Origin of the sequence: Herbaspirillum sp. WGmk3, from assembly GCF_023952535.1 — a bacterium.
Lineage (GTDB): Bacteria > Pseudomonadota > Gammaproteobacteria > Burkholderiales > Burkholderiaceae_D > Herbaspirillum > Herbaspirillum huttiense.
The window spans coordinates 42,866-59,967 of the sequence record NZ_JAKYWT010000004.1 but is presented as its reverse complement, the minus strand read 5'-3'; the positions used below and the strand labels follow the sequence as shown (position 1 = coordinate 59,967).

Sequence of the window (17,102 nt, the reverse complement as noted above, 5' to 3'; positions counted from 1 at the left end):
ATGACCAGTGCATCCAATCCCGTGCTCGCCAACACTGCACCGCAGGAGCAGGCGCGCCCCAAAGCCGCTGCCAAGGCCGCACGCAAGCCGCGTGGTGCCTGGGTCGGCTGGCTGCTGCCGGTCCTGCTGCTGGTGTGGTGGGAGATCGCCGCGCAGGCCGGCTGGCTGTCCAGCCGCATCCTGCCGGAACCGTTCGCGGTGTTGAAGGCCGCGTGGAACCTGTCCGCCTCCGGCGAGCTGTGGCGCCACCTGGCTGTCTCCAGCGGTCGTGCGGCTTCCGGCTTTGCCGTCGGCGCAGGACTGGGACTGATCCTGGGCCTGCTCTCCGGCAGCCTGCGTTCAGCCGAACTGCTGCTTGATACCACCCTGCAGATGGTGCGCAACATTCCGGCACTGGCCCTGATTCCACTGGTGATCCTGTGGTTCGGCATCGACGAGACGGCCAAGCTGTTCCTGGTCTCGGTGGGCGTGTTCTTCCCGGTCTACCTGAATACCTTCCACGGCATCCGCTCGGTGGACCAGGGCTTGATCGAGATGGCGCGCAGCTATGGCCTCTCCGGCTGGCCGCTGTATCGCGACGTGATCCTGCCGGGCGCCTTGCCCTCCATCCTGGTCGGCCTGCGCTTTGCGCTGGGCCTGGTGTGGGTGCTGCTGATCGTGGCCGAGACCATCTCGGCGCAGGCCGGTATCGGCTACATGACCATGAATGCCCGCGAATTCCTGCAGACCGATGTGGTGCTGGTGGGCATCCTGCTCTACGCCTTGCTGGGCAAGCTGGCCGATACCGCGGCGCGGGCACTGGAACGCTACTTCCTGCGTTGGCACCCCGGCTACCAATGACGAGCCCCATGAATGCATCAGGAAACCATCATGCGCAATGACACCCAGGAACACCAGCAAGTCAGCCGTGCCGCCGGCCGGGGCGTAGGCCTCAGGCTGCGCGCCTTGTCGAAGTCCTTCAGCGGACGCACGGTGCTGCACGACATCGACCTCGACATCGAACCCGGCGAATTCGTCGCCATCGTCGGCCGCAGCGGCTGCGGCAAGAGCACCTTGCTGCGTCTGGTGGCCCAGCTCGATGGCGCCAGCGGCGGCGAGGTCGTCTATGAACACGAAGGCAGCGGCGAGCCCGAGATCCGCATCATGTTCCAGGATGCGCGCCTGCTGCCCTGGAAACGGGTGCAGGCCAACGTCGCGCTGGGCTTGCCCAAGCAGGCCGCGCCGCAGGCACTCAATGCCCTGCACCAGGTCGGCCTGGACCAGCGTGCCGGCGAATGGCCGGCAGTGCTCTCCGGTGGCCAGCGCCAGCGTGTGGCCCTGGCGCGCGCACTGGTCCACGACCCGCAATTGCTGCTGCTGGACGAACCGCTGGGTGCGCTCGATGCGCTCACCCGCATCGAGATGCAAGCCCTGATCGAATCGCTCTGGCGCGAACGCGGTTTCACCGCCTTGCTGGTGACCCACGACGTGCAGGAAGCCATCGCCCTGGCCGACCGCGTGCTGCTGATTGAGGACGGCCACGTGGCACTGGACCAGCGCATCGACCTGGCGCGCCCGCGTTCACGCGGCCAGGCCCAGTTTGCCGCGCTGGAGGAAGCCATCCTGGCGCGCGTGCTGCGGCACCCCGGCAGCGAGGCGGCTACGGAGCCATCTGAAGATTTCTTCACGCCGCGCCGCGTACATCAGGTGCAGTGGGCGGTGTGAGTATGACCGCATGAAGGTTTGGCCCGATTTTCAGTTTTTTCAGTCGTATCCCATTTCAACCCATGCGGCGCGGCAGGTGCCGACGCCGTTTCATCAAGGAGCAGAGCATGACCATTCAAGCAATCAACGTCCGTAACCAGTTCAAGGGCAAGGTCAAGGCCATCATCGAAGGTTCGGTGGTGTCCGAAGTAGATGTGGAAACCCCGGCCGGTATCGTGACCTCGGTCATCACCACCCGCTCCGTGAAGGACCTGGGCCTGACCATCGGCAGCGAAGTGGTGGCACTGGTCAAGGCCACCGAAGTCTCGATCGCCAAGCTGTGATCGTCTGGCCGTCCTGGCCGGTGATGCCGGCCGGGCGGTGTCTTTTTTTCAGGAGCAGGCCCGATGGCATATCAGGCACTGAAGGCTTATCTGGCCCGCCTCGATGCGCAGCATACTGGCGGCACCGCGTCCGCCAAGGTCTGGCTGGATGAGCAGGGGCGCGCCGCCGGGCGTTTTTTCAATACTTCGCTGACCTCGGCCTTCCAGCCGGTGCGCAGCTTCGACGATGGCCACATCGTCGCCTGCGAGGCCTTCGCCCGCAGCCACTCGGCCGTCGACGACGGCCTGCATCTGTGGAAACTGCTGGACCAGGCCGCCAGCGACGACGAGTCGGTGGAACTGGACCGGCTGTGCCGCATGCTGCACGCCATCAACTACTACCGCCAGGTCGGCGAAGACGCGCCCGAACTGCACCTCTCGGTGCATGCGCGCCTGCTGGCCGCCGTCAACAACAATCACGGCGTGGCCTATCGGCGCATCCTGGCCGCGCTGGAACTGCCGCACGAACGCATCGTGCTGCAACTGCCGGTGGTCACGCCCAACCAGCGCTGGCTGCTCAACTACGTGCTGGACAATTACCGCCGCAACGGTTTTCGCCTGGGCGTCTCGGCCAACAGCCCGCTGGAAGCACTGGGACTGCTGGACAAGGTCAAGCCGGATCTCATCAAGGTCGATGCGCGCGAACTGGCCGATCCCGACAGCGTGGCTTTGCTGCTGCTGCAGGCGGCCGAGCAGGGGGTGCGCATCTTCTTCAAGCGGGTCGAAAACAAGGAAGTGTTCGATAAACTGTACTGGTACTGTCAGGCACTGGCCCAGTCCACTTTGGCCCAGGGTTATTTGTGGGATGTGCCGGCCGCACGCCTGCCGGACACCTTGCTTGGCCTGAAGGATGCCGCGTAAGGCATACTGCATGACTTCATCACTCGCTGCGGGGCCTGCATGAGTCTGACATCTCCTTCTTCTTCCACCACACCGGCCCGGCTGGCGGATTTCCGGGTGCTGGTGGCGCCGGGCCTCTCCGACAGCGGCCCGGAACACTGGCAATCGCGCTGGCAGCGGCTCTATCCCGCCTTCGAACGGGTCAAGCAGGATGATTGGGAAACCCCGGACCTGCCGCGCTGGTCGGCCCGCCTGGGCGAAGTGCTGGCGCGTGATGGCCGCCCTACGGTGATCGTGGCGCACAGCTTCGGCTGCCTCACCACCGTGCATCGCACGGCGGCCCTGCAGGCGGCTTCCGAGGGGTCTGCGCATCCCATCGTGGCGGCCTTGCTGGTGGCACCGGCCGATCCGGTCAAGTTCAGCCTGAGCGCAGCGGTGCGCCACAAGCTGCCGTATCCGGCATTGGTCGTGGGCAGCGACAATGATCCCTGGATGAGCGCCGAGCGCGCCCGCCACTGGGCCGAGGCCTGGGGCGCGCAATTCCGCTCGGTGGGCGCGCGCGGGCATATCAACTCCGAATCGGGCCTGGGCGATTGGACCGAAGGGCAGCAGTGGCTGCTGGAGCTGCTCGAACGCATCGCCTGAAGCTTTTTTCTTCACCTCTCCATGAGCGCATAAAGACGGATTCCAGCCTGGCTTTATGCGCTTTTCTTCTAAGGACATGCAAAAAGTTTCGTTCTCTTTATAACTGGTGAGTGCGAATATCGCTCACCTATAGTCGCATTTGTAATAATAAGAGATCGACATGTCCGCATCCCCCGTTTCCCTTGCCGCTCCAGCGGCCGCGCCAGCCCGCTCGGCGGGCAGCGCCAACCGGCGCGTATTGCCCGGTTTCCGGCTGTCGCTGGGCTTCACCATCTTCTACCTGGCGCTGATCGTGCTGATCCCGCTGTCGGCGCTGTTTTTGAAGACCTTCACCCTGACCTGGGGCGGCTTCATCGACGCGGTGACTTCGCCCCGGGTGATGGCGTCCTATCGCCTGAGTTTTGGTGCCTCGCTGATCGGTGCCTTCCTCAACGTGATCTTCGGCGGCATCGTGGCCTGGGTGCTGGTGCGATATCGTTTCCCCGGCAAGCGCATCATTGATGCCCTGGTGGACTTGCCCTTCGCCCTGCCCACGGCGGTGGCCGGCATCGCCCTGACCACGCTGTATTCGCAGAATGGCTGGCTGGGCAAGCTGCTGGCGCCCTTGGGCATCAAGGTTGCCTTTACCCCGCTGGGCGTGCTGGTGGCGCTGACCTTCATCGGCCTGCCTTTTGTCGTGCGTACCGTGCAACCGGTGCTGGAAGAAGCCGAGCGCGAGCTCGAAGAAGCCGCCGCCAGCCTTGGTGCCAGCCGCTGGCAGACCTTTACCAAGGTGATCTTCCCGACCGTATTGCCTGCTTTGCTGACCGGCTTTGCGCTGGCCTTTGCGCGCGCCTCGGGGGAATACGGCTCGGTGGTCTTCATCGCCGGCAACATGCCCATGGTTTCTGAAATCACCCCTTTGTTCATCGTCACCAAGCTGGAGCAGTACGACTATGCCGGTGCGACCGCCATTGCGATGGTCATGCTGCTGGTTTCCTTCATCCTGCTGTTGACCATCAACCTGCTGCAAGCCTGGACCCGCAAGCGCGGCCAGTCGGAAAGGACCTGAGATGAGCGCTGCCCCCATTTCCGCTGCCCCGCAAGCCAACGCGATTGCCCGTGGCGAGCCGCCGCTGACCCCCGGCGCCATCACCGAACCCTGGTGGGTGCGTGTGCTGCTGATCGGCATCGCACTGGCCTTCCTGACCCTGTTCCTGTTCGTGCCGCTGGTGGCGGTGTTCTACGAAGCGCTGCGCAAGGGCTGGGATGTCTACGTGGCGTCCATCACCGAGCCTGACGCCTGGTCTGCCATCAAGCTGACCCTGCTCGCTGCCGCCATCGCCGTGCCGCTGAACCTGGTCTTTGGCGTGGCGGCCGCGTGGGCGATTGCCAAGTTCGAGTTCCGTGGCAAGAACGTGCTGCTGACCCTGATCGACCTGCCGTTCTCGGTCTCGCCGGTGATCTCGGGTTTGATCTACGTGCTGCTGTTCGGCCTGCAAGGTTACTTCGGCCCCTGGCTGCGCGAGCATGACATCAAGATCCTCTTCGCCGTGCCGGGCATCGTGCTGGCCACCATCTTCGTGACCTTCCCGTTCGTGGCGCGCGAACTGATCCCGCTGATGCAGTCGCAGGGCAGCGAGGAAGAAGAGGCCGCGCTGGTGCTGGGTGCTTCCGGCTGGCGTACCTTCTGGCACGTCACGCTGCCCAACATCAAGTGGGGCCTGCTGTATGGCGTGATCCTCTGCAATGCGCGCGCCATGGGCGAGTTCGGTGCCGTCTCGGTGGTCTCCGGCCACATTCGCGGCGAGACCAACACCATCCCGCTGCAGGTCGAGATCCTCTACAACGAATTCAACATCACCGGCGCCTTCGCCGTGGCGTCGCTGCTGGCCTTCCTGGCCGTGGTCACGCTGGCCATCAAGAGCGTCATCGAGTGGCGGCTGCACCAGCAGCAAGCCGCCAGCGAACAAGCTTAAGGAGTCATCATGAGCATCGAAGTCCATCACATCCAGAAGCGTTTCGGCAGCTTCACCGCGCTCAACGACGTGTCCCTCAATTTCCCGGCGGGCGAACTGACGGCCTTGCTGGGTCCCTCCGGCTGCGGCAAGACCACGCTGTTGCGCATCATCGCCGGGCTCGAATCGCCCGATTCGGGCCAGGTGCTGCTCGATGGCGAAGACGCCTCGGCGCGCCACGTGCGCGAACGCCAGGTCGGTTTCGTGTTCCAGCACTATGCGCTGTTCAAGCACATGACCGTCTTCGAGAACATCGCCTTCGGCCTGCGCGTGAAACCGCGCGCCCAGCGTCCTTCGGAAGCGGTCATCCGCGAGAAGGTCAAGCGCCTGCTGGAACTGGTGCAGCTGGACTGGCTGGCCGACCGCTATCCGCCGCAACTCTCCGGCGGCCAGCGCCAGCGTATCGCGCTGGCCCGCGCACTGGCCGTGGAGCCGCGCGTGCTGCTGCTGGACGAACCCTTCGGCGCCCTCGATGCCAAGGTGCGCAAGGAACTGCGCCGCTGGCTGCGCCGCCTGCACGATGAACTGCACGTCACCAGCATCTTCGTTACCCACGACCAGGAAGAAGCCCTGGAAGTGGCCGACCAGGTGGTGCTGATGAACAAGGGACAAGTGGAGCAGATCGGCGCGCCCGAGACGGTGTACAACCATCCGGCTTCGCCCTTCGTCTACGGCTTCCTGGGCAATGTGAACCTGTTCCATGGCCGCTTGCACGAAGGCGTGCTGGACGCCGGCGGTGCGCGTTTCGAGGCCCCCGGCCACGGCGATATCCGCGATGCGGCCGGCGTCGGTTTCGTGCGTCCGCATGACCTGGACGTGGAGCGCTACTCGCCCGGCGCCGAAGGCATCGTGGTGCAACTGCGCCGCTCGCATGCCATCGGTCCGCTGGCGCAACTGGAACTGGAACGCGATGACAATGCCGAGCTGATCGAGGCCGTCATCCCCAATGAACGTTTTGCGCAGCTGGGCTTGAAGAATGGCGAGACCCTGGTCGTGCGTCCGCGCCGGCTGCAGGTCTTTGCGCAGCAGGAAGGAGGGCAGGCACGATGAATTTCCAGCAGCTGCGTTCCATCCGCGAAGCCGCGCGTTGCGGCTTCAACCTGACCGAAGTGGCCAACGTGCTCTTCACCTCGCAACCGGGCGTGAGCCGCCAGATCCGCGAGCTTGAAGAAGAGCTGGGCGTGGAAATCTTCGAGCGCAACGGCAAGCGCCTGACCGGCCTGACCGAGCCCGGCAAGGGCATCCTCGGCATCGTCGAGCGGCTCCTCCTGGAAGCCGAGAACCTGCGCCGCGCCAGCAAGGAATACGCCGGCGAGCAGAGCGGCACGCTCTCCATCGCCACCACCCACACCCAGGCGCGCTACGTGCTGCCGCGCGTGGTGCAGGCCTTCCGCGATGCCTTCCCGCAGGTGCGCATCGCCCTGCAGCAGAGCGCGCCGGAACACATTGCAGAATGGGTCATCTCGGGCAAGGCCGACATCGGCATCGCCACCGAAGGCCTGTCGCAGTTCAAGGAACTGGTGTCCTTCCCCTGTTATACCTGGAGCCACGTGATCGTGGTTCCCAAGGGCCATCCGCTGCTGGGGCTGGAACAGGTGTCGCTGGAAGACCTGGGTACCTGGCCGCTGATCACCTATGACGTCGGCTTTACCGGCCGTGGCCACATCGATGAAGCCTTCCGCCAGGCCGGCATTGAGCCTGATATCGTGCTCACCGCCATGGATTCGGACGTGATCCAGCAATACGTCTCGCTGGGCATGGGCGTGGGCCTGGTGGCCTCGATGGCGGTGGACCAGGGCAAGCACACGGAGATGGTGGCCATCAATGCCTCCCACCTGTTCAAGGCCAACATCGCCCGGCTGGCGGTGCGGCGCGGTGCCTACCTGCGCGGCTATGCCTTCGATTTCATCCAGCAGTTTGCACCGGATCTCAAGCGCGCTGACATCGTCAATGCACTCAATGAGGCCAACGCCCAGGCGTGAAGCAGGCGGGCATCAGCAGCTATCTGAGGTTCTTGCGATAGACGATGAAGCCTGAATCCACGGCCAGGTGGTCATAAAGTTTGCGGGCCGTGGCATTGGTGTGATGGGTGTGCCAGTACACTCGCTCGGCACCGTCCGCTGCGGCGTACCGGTACAGTTCTTCGATCAGTGCACGTCCCACGCCACGGCCGCGTGCGGCTTCGGTGGTGAACAGGTCCTGCAGGTAGCAGGTGGGGCCGATCAGAATGGTATTGCGGTGATAGAGGTAATGCGCCAATCCCAGCAGCCGTCCGCCGGATTCGGCCACCAGCGCATGCACCGGCTCATCGGCTGCATGGATGCGTGACCAGGTGGAACGGGTGATGTCCAGGGGGAGGGCAGTGGCGCCACTGCGGCCGTAGAAGGCATTGTAGTCATCCCACAGGATCTTCCATTGCGGGTAGTCATCCTGGCGGGCAAGTCGGATGTGCAGGGCTTCGGGGTGCAGCGGGTCTGGCATGGCGGCTCCTGGCGTCTGAGGTCGCAGTATAGCCGTACCGGGCCAGTTTCCAGGAGTGTCAGGACAAAGGCCGGACAGTGTTTGCGCACTGTCCGGCCTTTGTCATTGCGGGCAGGATAATTCTGCTTACACCGTGCGGGTCGGTGTCGTGGTGAAGGTGCTGGTATCTGTACTGCTGGGCTGTGCGGAAGTGGACTGGGCCACTTGGGTGGACTGTCCGGCGGCTTTCAGGACGTCATTGAAATTGACGGCCGGCTTCTTCGCAGCCTGCTGGCCGCCTGCCGGTGCGTTGCCGTGATAGACGGCGGAAATGGAATTGGTCGACATGCGTGCACTCCTCAAGTAAGGCTGTCCCCCGGGCCAGCGCCCAGACCGGTATTGCCGAGGCAGTATAGGGGCGCAAGATGGGGCCGCTGCGCCGGTTTACCGAAACTTGCGCATCTTTACCTGTTCGGCGTGGACGTGGCACTGCTTACTTGCGTAACCGCGCGGCGCACTGGTCGCGCAGGCGGGTGTCCTCGGGCGCATCGTCGTCGGCGGACGGTGCGGCAGTGACTGTGGCGGGATGCGCACACTGGCGATAGCGCATCACATAGCGTTCAAATTCGGCGCGCGCCTGGGCCTTGGGCAGACTGGCCAGTTTCAGGATGAAGCTGCGGCTGCCGATCTCGAAGTGCTGGTAATCGATGGGTTGTTTCCACTGGCCGCCCCAGACCAGGAATCCATGTTCATAAAACACGCTGACCACCTCCTCGGCCATGCCCGGCTGCAGGGGCGCGCGCTGCAGGTAGGCCGCGCCCTGCGGCGGCAGGACTTCCTGCTCGGGGCTGCCGGCCTTGCTCACATAAGGATTCTGCAGCGGATTGATGTCGATGGCCGCGCCATAGGCATGCTTGGACCAGCCTCCGCCGCCGGTCATGGGCCGCCCATTGAAGGCCGAACTGTTGTTGGCGGCCATGGAGCGCTGGTCGTCGCCGTCATAGGCTTCCAGCCCTTGCGCCCCGGCCAGCGGGAAGGAGCGCAAGAGCAGCTCACCGAACAGCGCTTCGACCTGCGGAGCCAGCGCGTCGAGCACCACCACGCTGCCCTGGCGGGTGGCCCCGCCGAAATCGGTGTAGTCGAAGCTGACCGTGGCCAGGCGCGTGCAGGGGACCGGATTGCCGGAGGTGATGACCTTGCTGGCCCGCATCTGGGCGCATTGCGCGGGGGAAACCGGCGTGATGTCGGCCTGGGCGGCCAGCGGCAGTGCCATCGCCAGCACGGTCGCGGGAAGGGCCAGCGCGCGGCGCAGGAGGGTCAGGCGGGCGAGGGCGGGGAAGCGGGCGGTGAAGGTCATCATGGGAGGCGATGATACGGGTTTTCAGGGGGAAATGGTTTGTCAGGATTGTCAGATTGCCTGTGATGGCTGACATCAAGATGCGCCGTTTTCTGACAGCGTGGGAACGGCGGAACGGGAATAATCGGTGTCCAGAAGCTGTCGAATTCCCGGCAAGCACGTGCTCTGTGCCTGTCTGTCCGCATTTCGGCAAATCCCCCTCAACAACTTTAGGAGGCAACATATGAAGATTCGCCACACCCTCTTGGCTGCCGCCGTGTTCACTGCTGTGCTGGCTGGTTGCAACAAGCGCGACGAAGCGCCTGCAACGCCTGCCGCCACCCCGCCGGCCGCTTCGGAACCGGCACCGGCAAGCAGCACCCCGACCACGCCGGCACCGGCTGATTCCGGTACGGCTGCGGGCTCGACCGCTACGCCGGCGACCCCGACCCCGACTACGCCTTCGGATTCCTCGGCCACTACGCCGAGCACCCCGGCCGCCTCTGGCGACAGTGGTACGCAAAAGTAAACGCCTCACAACAAGAGCCAACAAGACGGCAAGCGCCGCACCCTCTCCCGCAGTGGGAACAGCACTGCATGCGCCGCGACGGGCAACTGTCGCGGCGTTTTCTTTTGGGGCGCTGGAAAGGTGGATTTTGCGGTAAATGTGAAGAATCTTGCCAAGCACCTGGCCCTTGGGGGCAATTCGCGCGTTGGCTGGAAAAATCTTTCCGAACTTTTTTTTGCGGCTTGCAGTCGTACAGGTGGTTGAACTGTTCCTTCAACCTCCCTCTTGATAGGGAACTTGCCCGCAGTTCATTGGCTGCGGGCTTTTTTTCGTCCCTTCAACGGGCGGACAAGACTGGCTGTCTTCGCCATCTTTTCGCATGTGCCAGCTACTTCCCCCCATGCCCCTTCACCACCGCAATCATTGCCCCGAACGCCGGACCCATATTGGCTTCCAGCGTGGGATACATGCGCGAAATGCTGCCATCCAGGTACAAGGCGTCACTGCATTTGAGCTCATCACGAAGGAAACTGGCGAAATCGTAAAAGCTGATCGGATTGCGCGCGATGGCCAGCGTGACGATGCCCGCCGCATCCAGGCACACCGCATTGCGCACCACCGTATTGGCTGACTCGGGATCGAAGCGCGGATTGATCTTGCCGTCCACGATCATCAGCGGACCCGATTGCGTGGCGTAGCGCGTCACGCCATTCCACAGACCCAGTTCGGCTTCATAGTCGGAGGTCTCGACGATGTAAGCCTGGCGCTCGCTCAACACGAATACCCCATTGGGCTGCAGATAGAAATTGCCATACGCGTTCTTGCGCGTATTGAGGCGGCGCAGCTGGTTGCCGCCTTCCACGTACAGCCCCAGCGGCTGCAATTGCTTGTCGTAGATACCGGCATTGGTGGCGCAGACCATCTCCTGTCCCTGGCTGCGCAGATGCGCATCGAGCCGGCTGAAGTTGCCCAGCGGCGTGCCAGCGGCATCCTTCCAGTACATGCGGATGGTGTCGCTGCGCGGATCAGCGCGGCAGGTGCTGATGAAGACCTGGTGATACTGGTACTGGCGCACCTCGGCCGCCTGTGCCGGCGGGCTGCCCGATCCCAGCAGCAGCGCCGGTACCAGGCCGGTCAATGCGAGCAGGCGCAGCAGTGTGCGGCGGAAACCAGGGGCAGGGAGGGAAGGGGAGCGAAGCATCGAAACCAGGTCTTGTTCTGCGGGAACGCGGAGGGCGAGGCGGTATTGTCGCGGAGGGCGAGGCGGTATTGTAAATGGCGCAAGCCGGGCTTGCCACGGGAAAACGGATTTTGGCCGAAAATCCAGTCCCATCAAGGCTTTGCGGGCGATGCACCGAATTCGCTCATGCTGCAGTGCGGTTCTGCACCGAATGTGGGAAAATGAAGAAAAACGGCATGAAATGTGCGAAAAATCGAAGACCACAGCGCATTAATGATGGGGTTTGACGAAATTTCAAAAAAAATTTGCCCCATATGACGGCAGTGTTACACTCTGCCCCCATGTTGCGGCCAGCCTCCCGTAAAACGGGGTCAGGTATCCACAACCCTACGCGCGCCGGCCTGTTCTCCAGGTAACGGCGCCTCTTGAATCCGTTCCATCCTGGAGGAAACGACAATGAAGTTTGCAAGCCGTCTGACCAAGATCGCCCTGGCCGCCGCCACCTTTGCCGCCTTCGCCGGCGTGGCCCACGCCGAAACCGTCAAGATCGCCATCGCCGGTCCCCTGACCGGTGCCGTGGCCCAGTACGGCGACATGGTCAAGGCCGGTGCCCTCACCGCCATCGAACAGATCAACGCCGCCGGCGGCGCCAACGGCAACAAGTTCGAAGCCGTCATGATGGACGACGCCTGTGAACCCAAGCAGGCCGTCGCCGTGGCCAACAAGATCGTCAGCCAGGGCATCAAGTACGTGATCGGTCACGTCTGCTCCGGCTCCACCATCCCCGCCTCCGACATCTACGAGAACGAAGGCGTGGTCATGATCACCCCGTCGGCCACCGCTCCGCAGCTGACCGAAGCCAAGCCGCACAAGTTCATCTTCCGCACCATCGGCCGCGACGACCAGCAAGGTCCTGCCGCCGCCCGCTATGTGATCGAGAAGCTCAAGCCCAAGAAGGTCGCCGTGCTGCACGACAAGCAGTCCTACGGCCAGGGCGTGGCGTCGTCGGTGAAGTCGGCCCTGGAGGCGGCCAAGGTGCCGGTGGTGGTGTTCGAAGGCATCAACGCCGGTGACAGCGATTACTCGGCCATCGTCACCAAGCTGAAGTCGCAGGGCGTGGACTTCGTCTACTTCGGCGGCTACCACCCGGAAATGGGCCTGATCATGCGCCAGGCGCGTGAGCAGGGCGTCAAGGCCGTCTTCATGGGCCCCGAAGGCGTGGGCAACAAGGACATCACCGCCATCGCTGGCCCTGCCTCCGAAGGCATGCTGGTGACCCTGCCGGCCGACTTCGCCGCCGATCCGGCCAACGCCGCCCTGGTCAAGGCCTTCGCCGCCGCCAAGCGTGACGCCAACGGTCCGTTCCAGATGCCGGCCTACTCGGCCGTGAAGATCATTGCCGATGCCATCACCGGCGCCAAGTCCACCGATCCGGACAAGGTCGCCGCCTACATCCACGGCAACAGCTTCAAGACCCCCATCGGCAACGTCGAATACGACAAGAAGGGTGATCTGAAGGCCTTCAAGTTCGTCGTCTTCACCTGGCACAAGGACGCCACCAAGACCGAAGCCAAGTGATTCGCCCCGAATCGCTGGCGTGACTGTCTGACCTGACGTCAAACCGCGAAATGCCCCATTGCAGTCGGAATGGGGCATTTCCACTTTATGGGTTCCCTCATGAATGAATTGCTCCCTCAACTGACCCAGCAGCTCGTCAACGGGCTGTCGCTGGGTGCGATCTATGCCTTGATCGCCATCGGCTACACCATGGTCTACGGCATCATCGGCATGATCAACTTCGCCCACGGCGAGATCTACATGATCGCCTCCTACGTCGGCCTGGTGACCTTGACCGCCATCGGCGTGCAGTCCGGCTATCCCTTGCCGCTGCTGCTGGGCGGCGCGCTGATCGTCTCGGTGCTGGTGACCGGCCTGTACGGCTGGACCGTCGAACGCGTGGCCTATCGCCCGCTGCGCGGCGGCCCGCGCCTGGTACCGCTGATCTCGGCCATCGGCATGTCCATCTTCCTGCAGAACTACGTGCAGATCGGCCAGGGTGCACGCGACATGTCGGTGCCGGTGCTGATCTCGGGCGCGCTGGAATTCCAGATGGGCAGCGACTTCACGGTCACCGTGCCGTATTCGCGCATGGTCATCGTGGGCGTGACGCTGGTGCTGATGGTGGCCCTGACGCTGTTCATCGCGCGTTCGCGCATGGGCCGCGCCTGCCGCGCCTGCGCTGAAGACATGGGCATGGCCAACCTGCTGGGCATTGATACGAACAAGGTGATTTCCTTCACCTTCGTCCTGGGTGCGATGCTGGCGGCGGTCGGCGGCGTGCTGATTGCCCTGACCATCGGCAAGCTCAATCCCTACATCGGCTTCATCGCCGGCATCAAGGCCTTCACGGCGGCGGTGCTGGGCGGCATCGGCAGCATTCCCGGCGCCATGCTGGGCGGCGTGCTGCTGGGGCTGGCAGAGACCTTCGCGGCCGGCTACCTGCCTTCCGAATACAAGGACGTGGTGTCCTTCGGGCTGCTGGTGCTGATCCTGCTGTTCCGTCCCACGGGCCTGTTGGGCAAGCCCGACATCGAAAAGGTCTGAGCCCGTACGGCTCGACGGACAACGACATATTCAAGGAGGCGTGATGCCTGAGACTTTCAAGAATGCCGTGGCGGCGGCGCTGGTGACCGCCGTACTGACCATCCCGCTGCTAGGCATGCAGCTGCAGCTGGAGGGCTACCGCGTGGTCCTCAACACCCACTGGACCCCGGTGCTGGTGGCGGTGCTGGCCGTGTTCCTGTTCCAGCTGGCCAGGCCTGCGCTCGCGCGCACCAGCGCAGGCATCAAGCTGCCGGCGCTGCCGCGCATGCAGCCGGGCCAGCAGCGCGCAGCCGTGCTGATCCTGCTGATGGCCGCGCTGGTGTGGCCCTTCTTCGGTTCGCGCGGCTACGTGGACGTGATGACCCTGGCGCTGATCTACGTGGTGCTGGGACTGGGCCTGAACATCGTGGTCGGTTTCGCCGGCCTGCTCGACCTGGGGTATGTGGGTTTCTATGCCGTGGGTGCCTACACCTATGCGCTGTGCAACCAGTACTTCGGCCTCTCGTTCTGGGAATGCGTGCCGCTCTCGGCTGCTGCTGCCGCGCTGTTCGGCTTCCTGCTGGGCTTCCCGGTGCTGCGTTTGCGCGGTGACTACCTGGCCATCGTCACGCTGGGCTTTGGCGAAATCATTCGCCTCTTGCTCAACAACATGACCAGCCTCACCGGCGGCCCCGATGGCATCTCCGGCATCCCCAAGCCGACCGTGTTCGGCGTGGTGATGGCGCGCAATCCGCTGACCGAAGACGGCACTACCTTCCACCAGTTGCTGGGCCTGACTTACCAGGGTGGCCACATGGTGATCTTCCTGTACTTCCTGGCCTTGCTGATGGTGCTCTTTACGTATTTCGTCACCAGCCGCCTGCTACGCATGCCCATGGGCCGCGCCTGGGAAGCCCTGCGTGAAGATGAGATCGCCTGCCGCTCGCTGGGCATCAACCCGACCCGCGTGAAGCTTTCGGCCTTCACGCTCGGTGCGGCCTTCGCCGGCCTGGCCGGTTCCTTCTTCGCCGCCCGCCAGGGCTTGGTGACGCCGGAATCCTTCACCTTCATCGAATCTGCCCTGATCCTGGCCATCGTCGTGCTGGGCGGCATGGGCTCGCAGCTGGGCGTGATCCTGGCGGCGATCCTGCTGACCGTGCTGCCGGAACTGGCGCGCAGCTTTGCCGAGTACCGCATGCTGATCTTCGGCCTGGTGATGGTGCTGATGATGATGTGGCGTCCGCAAGGACTGCTTCCTGCCACCCGTCCGCATGTGGAGCTGCCGCAATGAACCCGACCGTGAAAACCATGCTGGAAGTGTCCAACCTGTCGATGCGCTTCGGTGGCCTCTTGGCCGTGGATGGCGTCTCGCTGGCCGTGCAGGAGCGCGAAGTCTTCGCCATCATCGGTCCCAACGGGGCCGGCAAGACCACCGTCTTCAACTGCATCAGCGGCTTCTATCAGCCGACCTCGGGCGAGATCTCGCTCGATGGCGTCTCCATCGCTCGTCAGCCCAGCCACCAGGTGGCGCAGCAGGGGCTGGTGCGCACTTTCCAGAACATCCGTCTCTTCAAGTCCATGACCGTGGTGGAGAACCTGCTGGTGGCGCAACACCAGCAGGTCAATACCAACCTGCTGTCGGGGCTGCTGAAGACCCCGTCCTATCGCAAGTCCGAGCAGGAAGCGTTGCAGCGTGCGGCCTACTGGCTGGACCAGCTCGGCCTGACCGCGCTGGCCAACCGCGAGGCCGGCACGCTCTCGTATGGCCTGCAACGGCGCGTGGAAATCGCCCGCTGCATGATCACCAAGCCGCGCCTGCTGCTGCTGGATGAACCGGCGGCCGGCCTGAACCCGCAGGAGAAGCAGGAGCTGTCGCAACTGATCGACCGCCTGCGCCGCGAACATGGCGTCGCCGTGCTGCTGATCGAACACGACATGAGCCTCATCATGGGCATCTCCGACCGCATCCTGGTCATGGAGCACGGCAAGCCCATCGTCACCGGCACCCCCGAACAGGTGCGCAGCGACGAACGTGTGATCAAGGCCTACCTGGGAGAAGAATGATGCTGCAGTTTGACAAGGTGCATACCCACTACGGTGCCATCGAGGCCCTGCACGGCGTATCGCTGACGGTGGAAAAGGGCGAGATCGTTACCTTGATCGGTGCCAACGGTGCCGGCAAGACCACGCTCCTGATGACGCTGTGCGGCCGTCCGCGTGCTTCCAGTGGCCGCGTACTCTTCGAAGGGCAGGACATCACGCAGCTGCCGACCCACGAGATCATGCGCCGCGGACTGGCGATCTCGCCCGAAGGCCGGCGCGTCTTCCCCAGCCTGACGGTGCTGGAAAACCTCAAAATGGGGGCCTTCTTTGCCAGCAATGAAGAGATCGAGCAGGGCATCGAGTATGTGTTCGGACTGTTCCCGCGTTTGAAGGAACGCGCGGCGCAGCGGGCCGGGACCATGTCCGGCGGCGAGCAGCAGATGCTGGCCATCGGCCGCGCGCTGATGAGCAAGCCGCGCCTGTTGTTGCTGGACGAACCCACGCTGGGCCTGGCCCCGCTGGTGATTGCGCAGATCTTCGAGATCATCCGCACCATCCGCGACAGCGGCGTGACCGTGTTCCTGGTCGAGCAGAACGCCAACAAGGCGCTGGGCGTGGCCGACCGTGGCTACGTGCTGGAAAACGGCCATGTGGTCATGTCCGATACCGGTGCCAACCTGCTGGCCAACAGCGACGTGCGCAAGGCCTATCTCGGCCACGGCTGATACCGGCAGCGACGCCACCCGATCCACGGCCCGGCCATGTACATGGCCGGGCCGTGTCGTTTCCAGTATCCTGAAAACCTGCTGCGCCCTTTGCTGCAGAGCAGCAACAAAGTGCGTAGAATACCGGCCCATCCTGGCCCCGGCGCGACGGCGCGGCACCTTGAGCGTGCTTTGGGGGCCTTTCATTTGGACGACGACATGACACATCCCACACGCCGCCGGGTACTGAAAGTGGCGGGCCTGATGGCAGGTGCCGGCGCTGCCGGCCTGTTCTGGTCCCTGCCGCACCGGGTCACGGCACAAAACAATCCGGCGACCGTGCCGGTCGACGATTTTCTTCAGGTTTCCCGGCAACTGACTGAACGCCAGGATTTGAGTCCCAAGCTGGGCGCGGCTTTGCTGCTGGCCCTGTCCAAAACCGAAAAAGACCTGGCACCTCGCCTGCAATCGCTCAAGGGCCTGCTGCAAGCCCAGCCGGCGCTGCTGCAAGCCGAGCGCCTGGCCTTCCCGGCCGAGCAGGGCGACAGCGAGAAGCTGGCGCGCGTCATCCTCGGCGCCTGGTACGACGGCGTGGTCGGCAAGGGCAAGAACGCCCAGTACGTCACCTACATCAATACGCTCTCCAACGGACTGGTGAGCGGCAAGCTGGTGCCGCCCAGTTTTTCCTATGGTCCCTGCGGCAGCTGGTCGCGCCAGCCCTGATTTGCGAGAGTGACATT

At 63.9% G+C, this 17,102-nt stretch carries 20 protein-coding genes; 16 read left to right on the top strand and 4 right to left on the bottom strand.

The window, feature by feature from the left end; translation table 11 throughout:
* From ssuC to MKD49_RS15945, 9 genes are all read left to right on the top strand, one after another.
* Positions 1-840, top strand: a complete 840-nt coding sequence (gene ssuC / locus MKD49_RS15985; RefSeq protein WP_252696800.1) for an aliphatic sulfonate ABC transporter permease SsuC — start codon at positions 1-3, stop codon at positions 838-840.
* A 30-nt stretch (positions 841-870) separates the two neighbouring features.
* Positions 871-1,704, top strand: a complete 834-nt coding sequence (locus MKD49_RS15980) for an ATP-binding cassette domain-containing protein (RefSeq protein ID WP_252696799.1) — start codon at positions 871-873, stop codon at positions 1,702-1,704.
* Positions 1,705-1,811: 107 nt separating this feature from the next.
* Positions 1,812-2,027 carry a molybdopterin-binding protein gene (locus tag MKD49_RS15975; protein WP_006464491.1) on the top strand — a complete coding sequence of 72 codons (216 nt, stop codon included), beginning with the start codon at positions 1,812-1,814 and terminating at the stop codon, positions 2,025-2,027.
* A gap of 63 nt (positions 2,028-2,090) precedes the next feature.
* Positions 2,091-2,927: an EAL domain-containing protein gene (locus MKD49_RS15970; protein ID WP_252696798.1), complete on the top strand. Its 837-nt coding sequence runs from the start codon at positions 2,091-2,093 to the stop codon at positions 2,925-2,927.
* A 39-nt stretch (positions 2,928-2,966) separates the two neighbouring features.
* On the top strand, positions 2,967-3,551 hold the full coding sequence (locus MKD49_RS15965; protein ID WP_039790379.1) for an alpha/beta hydrolase: 585 nt from the start codon (positions 2,967-2,969) through the stop codon (positions 3,549-3,551).
* Between the two features lie 160 nt (positions 3,552-3,711).
* Positions 3,712-4,602 carry a sulfate ABC transporter permease subunit CysT gene (cysT, locus tag MKD49_RS15960; protein ID WP_204725235.1) on the top strand — a complete coding sequence of 297 codons (891 nt, stop codon included), beginning with the start codon at positions 3,712-3,714 and terminating at the stop codon, positions 4,600-4,602.
* Position 4,603: 1 nt separating this feature from the next.
* Entirely contained in the window at positions 4,604-5,509 is a 906-nt protein-coding gene (cysW, locus tag MKD49_RS15955; protein ID WP_252696797.1) for a sulfate ABC transporter permease subunit CysW, read from the top strand.
* A 9-nt stretch (positions 5,510-5,518) separates the two neighbouring features.
* Positions 5,519-6,598, top strand: a complete 1,080-nt coding sequence (locus tag MKD49_RS15950) for a sulfate/molybdate ABC transporter ATP-binding protein (RefSeq protein WP_252696796.1) — start codon at positions 5,519-5,521, stop codon at positions 6,596-6,598.
* Positions 6,595-7,530, top strand: a complete 936-nt coding sequence (locus tag MKD49_RS15945) for a CysB family HTH-type transcriptional regulator (protein WP_121038898.1) — start codon at positions 6,595-6,597, stop codon at positions 7,528-7,530. The genes MKD49_RS15950 and MKD49_RS15945 overlap by 4 nt, the downstream gene beginning before the upstream one ends.
* Before the next feature lie 19 nt (positions 7,531-7,549).
* Here the strand turns inward: MKD49_RS15945 and MKD49_RS15940 are convergent, their stop codons facing one another.
* The 3 genes from MKD49_RS15940 to MKD49_RS15930 all read right to left on the bottom strand — a co-directional run bounded on the left by MKD49_RS15940 (position 7,550) and on the right by MKD49_RS15930 (position 9,368).
* Positions 7,550-8,029: a GNAT family N-acetyltransferase gene (locus tag MKD49_RS15940; protein ID WP_121038901.1), complete on the bottom strand. Its 480-nt coding sequence runs from the start codon at positions 8,027-8,029 to the stop codon at positions 7,550-7,552.
* Between the two features lie 126 nt (positions 8,030-8,155).
* A complete protein-coding gene (locus MKD49_RS15935; RefSeq protein ID WP_083859771.1) occupies positions 8,156-8,356 on the bottom strand; it encodes a hypothetical protein in 201 nt (66 codons plus the stop codon).
* 145 nt (positions 8,357-8,501) lie between these two features.
* Complete coding sequence (locus MKD49_RS15930) at positions 8,502-9,368, bottom strand: M15 family metallopeptidase (RefSeq protein ID WP_252696795.1); 867 nt, start codon at positions 9,366-9,368, stop codon at positions 8,502-8,504.
* A gap of 220 nt (positions 9,369-9,588) precedes the next feature.
* Here MKD49_RS15930 and MKD49_RS15925 point away from each other — a divergent pair, with 220 nt between their 5' ends.
* Positions 9,589-9,873 carry a hypothetical protein gene (locus tag MKD49_RS15925; RefSeq protein ID WP_034338034.1) on the top strand — a complete coding sequence of 95 codons (285 nt, stop codon included), beginning with the start codon at positions 9,589-9,591 and terminating at the stop codon, positions 9,871-9,873.
* 367 nt (positions 9,874-10,240) lie between these two features.
* Here the strand turns inward: MKD49_RS15925 and MKD49_RS15920 are convergent, their stop codons facing one another.
* Positions 10,241-11,053, bottom strand: coding sequence for a phosphodiester glycosidase family protein (locus MKD49_RS15920; RefSeq protein WP_039790369.1), 813 nt, complete (start codon positions 11,051-11,053; stop codon positions 10,241-10,243).
* Positions 11,054-11,488: 435 nt separating this feature from the next.
* On the opposite strand from MKD49_RS15920, the gene MKD49_RS15915 reads away from it, so the two are divergent.
* The 6 genes from MKD49_RS15915 to MKD49_RS15890 all read left to right on the top strand — a co-directional run bounded on the left by MKD49_RS15915 (position 11,489) and on the right by MKD49_RS15890 (position 17,085).
* Complete coding sequence (locus tag MKD49_RS15915) at positions 11,489-12,610, top strand: branched-chain amino acid ABC transporter substrate-binding protein (protein WP_039790367.1); 1,122 nt, start codon at positions 11,489-11,491, stop codon at positions 12,608-12,610.
* A gap of 99 nt (positions 12,611-12,709) precedes the next feature.
* Positions 12,710-13,636, top strand: coding sequence for a high-affinity branched-chain amino acid ABC transporter permease LivH (gene livH, locus MKD49_RS15910; RefSeq protein ID WP_034350126.1), 927 nt, complete (start codon positions 12,710-12,712; stop codon positions 13,634-13,636).
* A 43-nt stretch (positions 13,637-13,679) separates the two neighbouring features.
* Positions 13,680-14,906 (top strand): high-affinity branched-chain amino acid ABC transporter permease LivM, encoded by a 1,227-nt coding sequence (locus MKD49_RS15905; protein WP_039790365.1) that lies wholly within the window; start codon positions 13,680-13,682, stop codon positions 14,904-14,906.
* Positions 14,903-15,679 (top strand): high-affinity branched-chain amino acid ABC transporter ATP-binding protein LivG, encoded by a 777-nt coding sequence (gene livG / locus MKD49_RS15900; protein WP_121038910.1) that lies wholly within the window; start codon positions 14,903-14,905, stop codon positions 15,677-15,679. The genes MKD49_RS15905 and livG overlap by 4 nt, the downstream gene beginning before the upstream one ends.
* Positions 15,679-16,383, top strand: coding sequence for an ABC transporter ATP-binding protein (locus tag MKD49_RS15895; protein WP_034338301.1), 705 nt, complete (start codon positions 15,679-15,681; stop codon positions 16,381-16,383). Before livG ends, MKD49_RS15895 begins: the two co-directional genes overlap by 1 nt.
* A 198-nt stretch (positions 16,384-16,581) precedes the next feature.
* Positions 16,582-17,085 carry a sugar dehydrogenase complex small subunit gene (locus MKD49_RS15890; protein WP_121040314.1) on the top strand — a complete coding sequence of 168 codons (504 nt, stop codon included), beginning with the start codon at positions 16,582-16,584 and terminating at the stop codon, positions 17,083-17,085.
* Positions 17,086-17,102 lie beyond the last annotated feature (17 nt).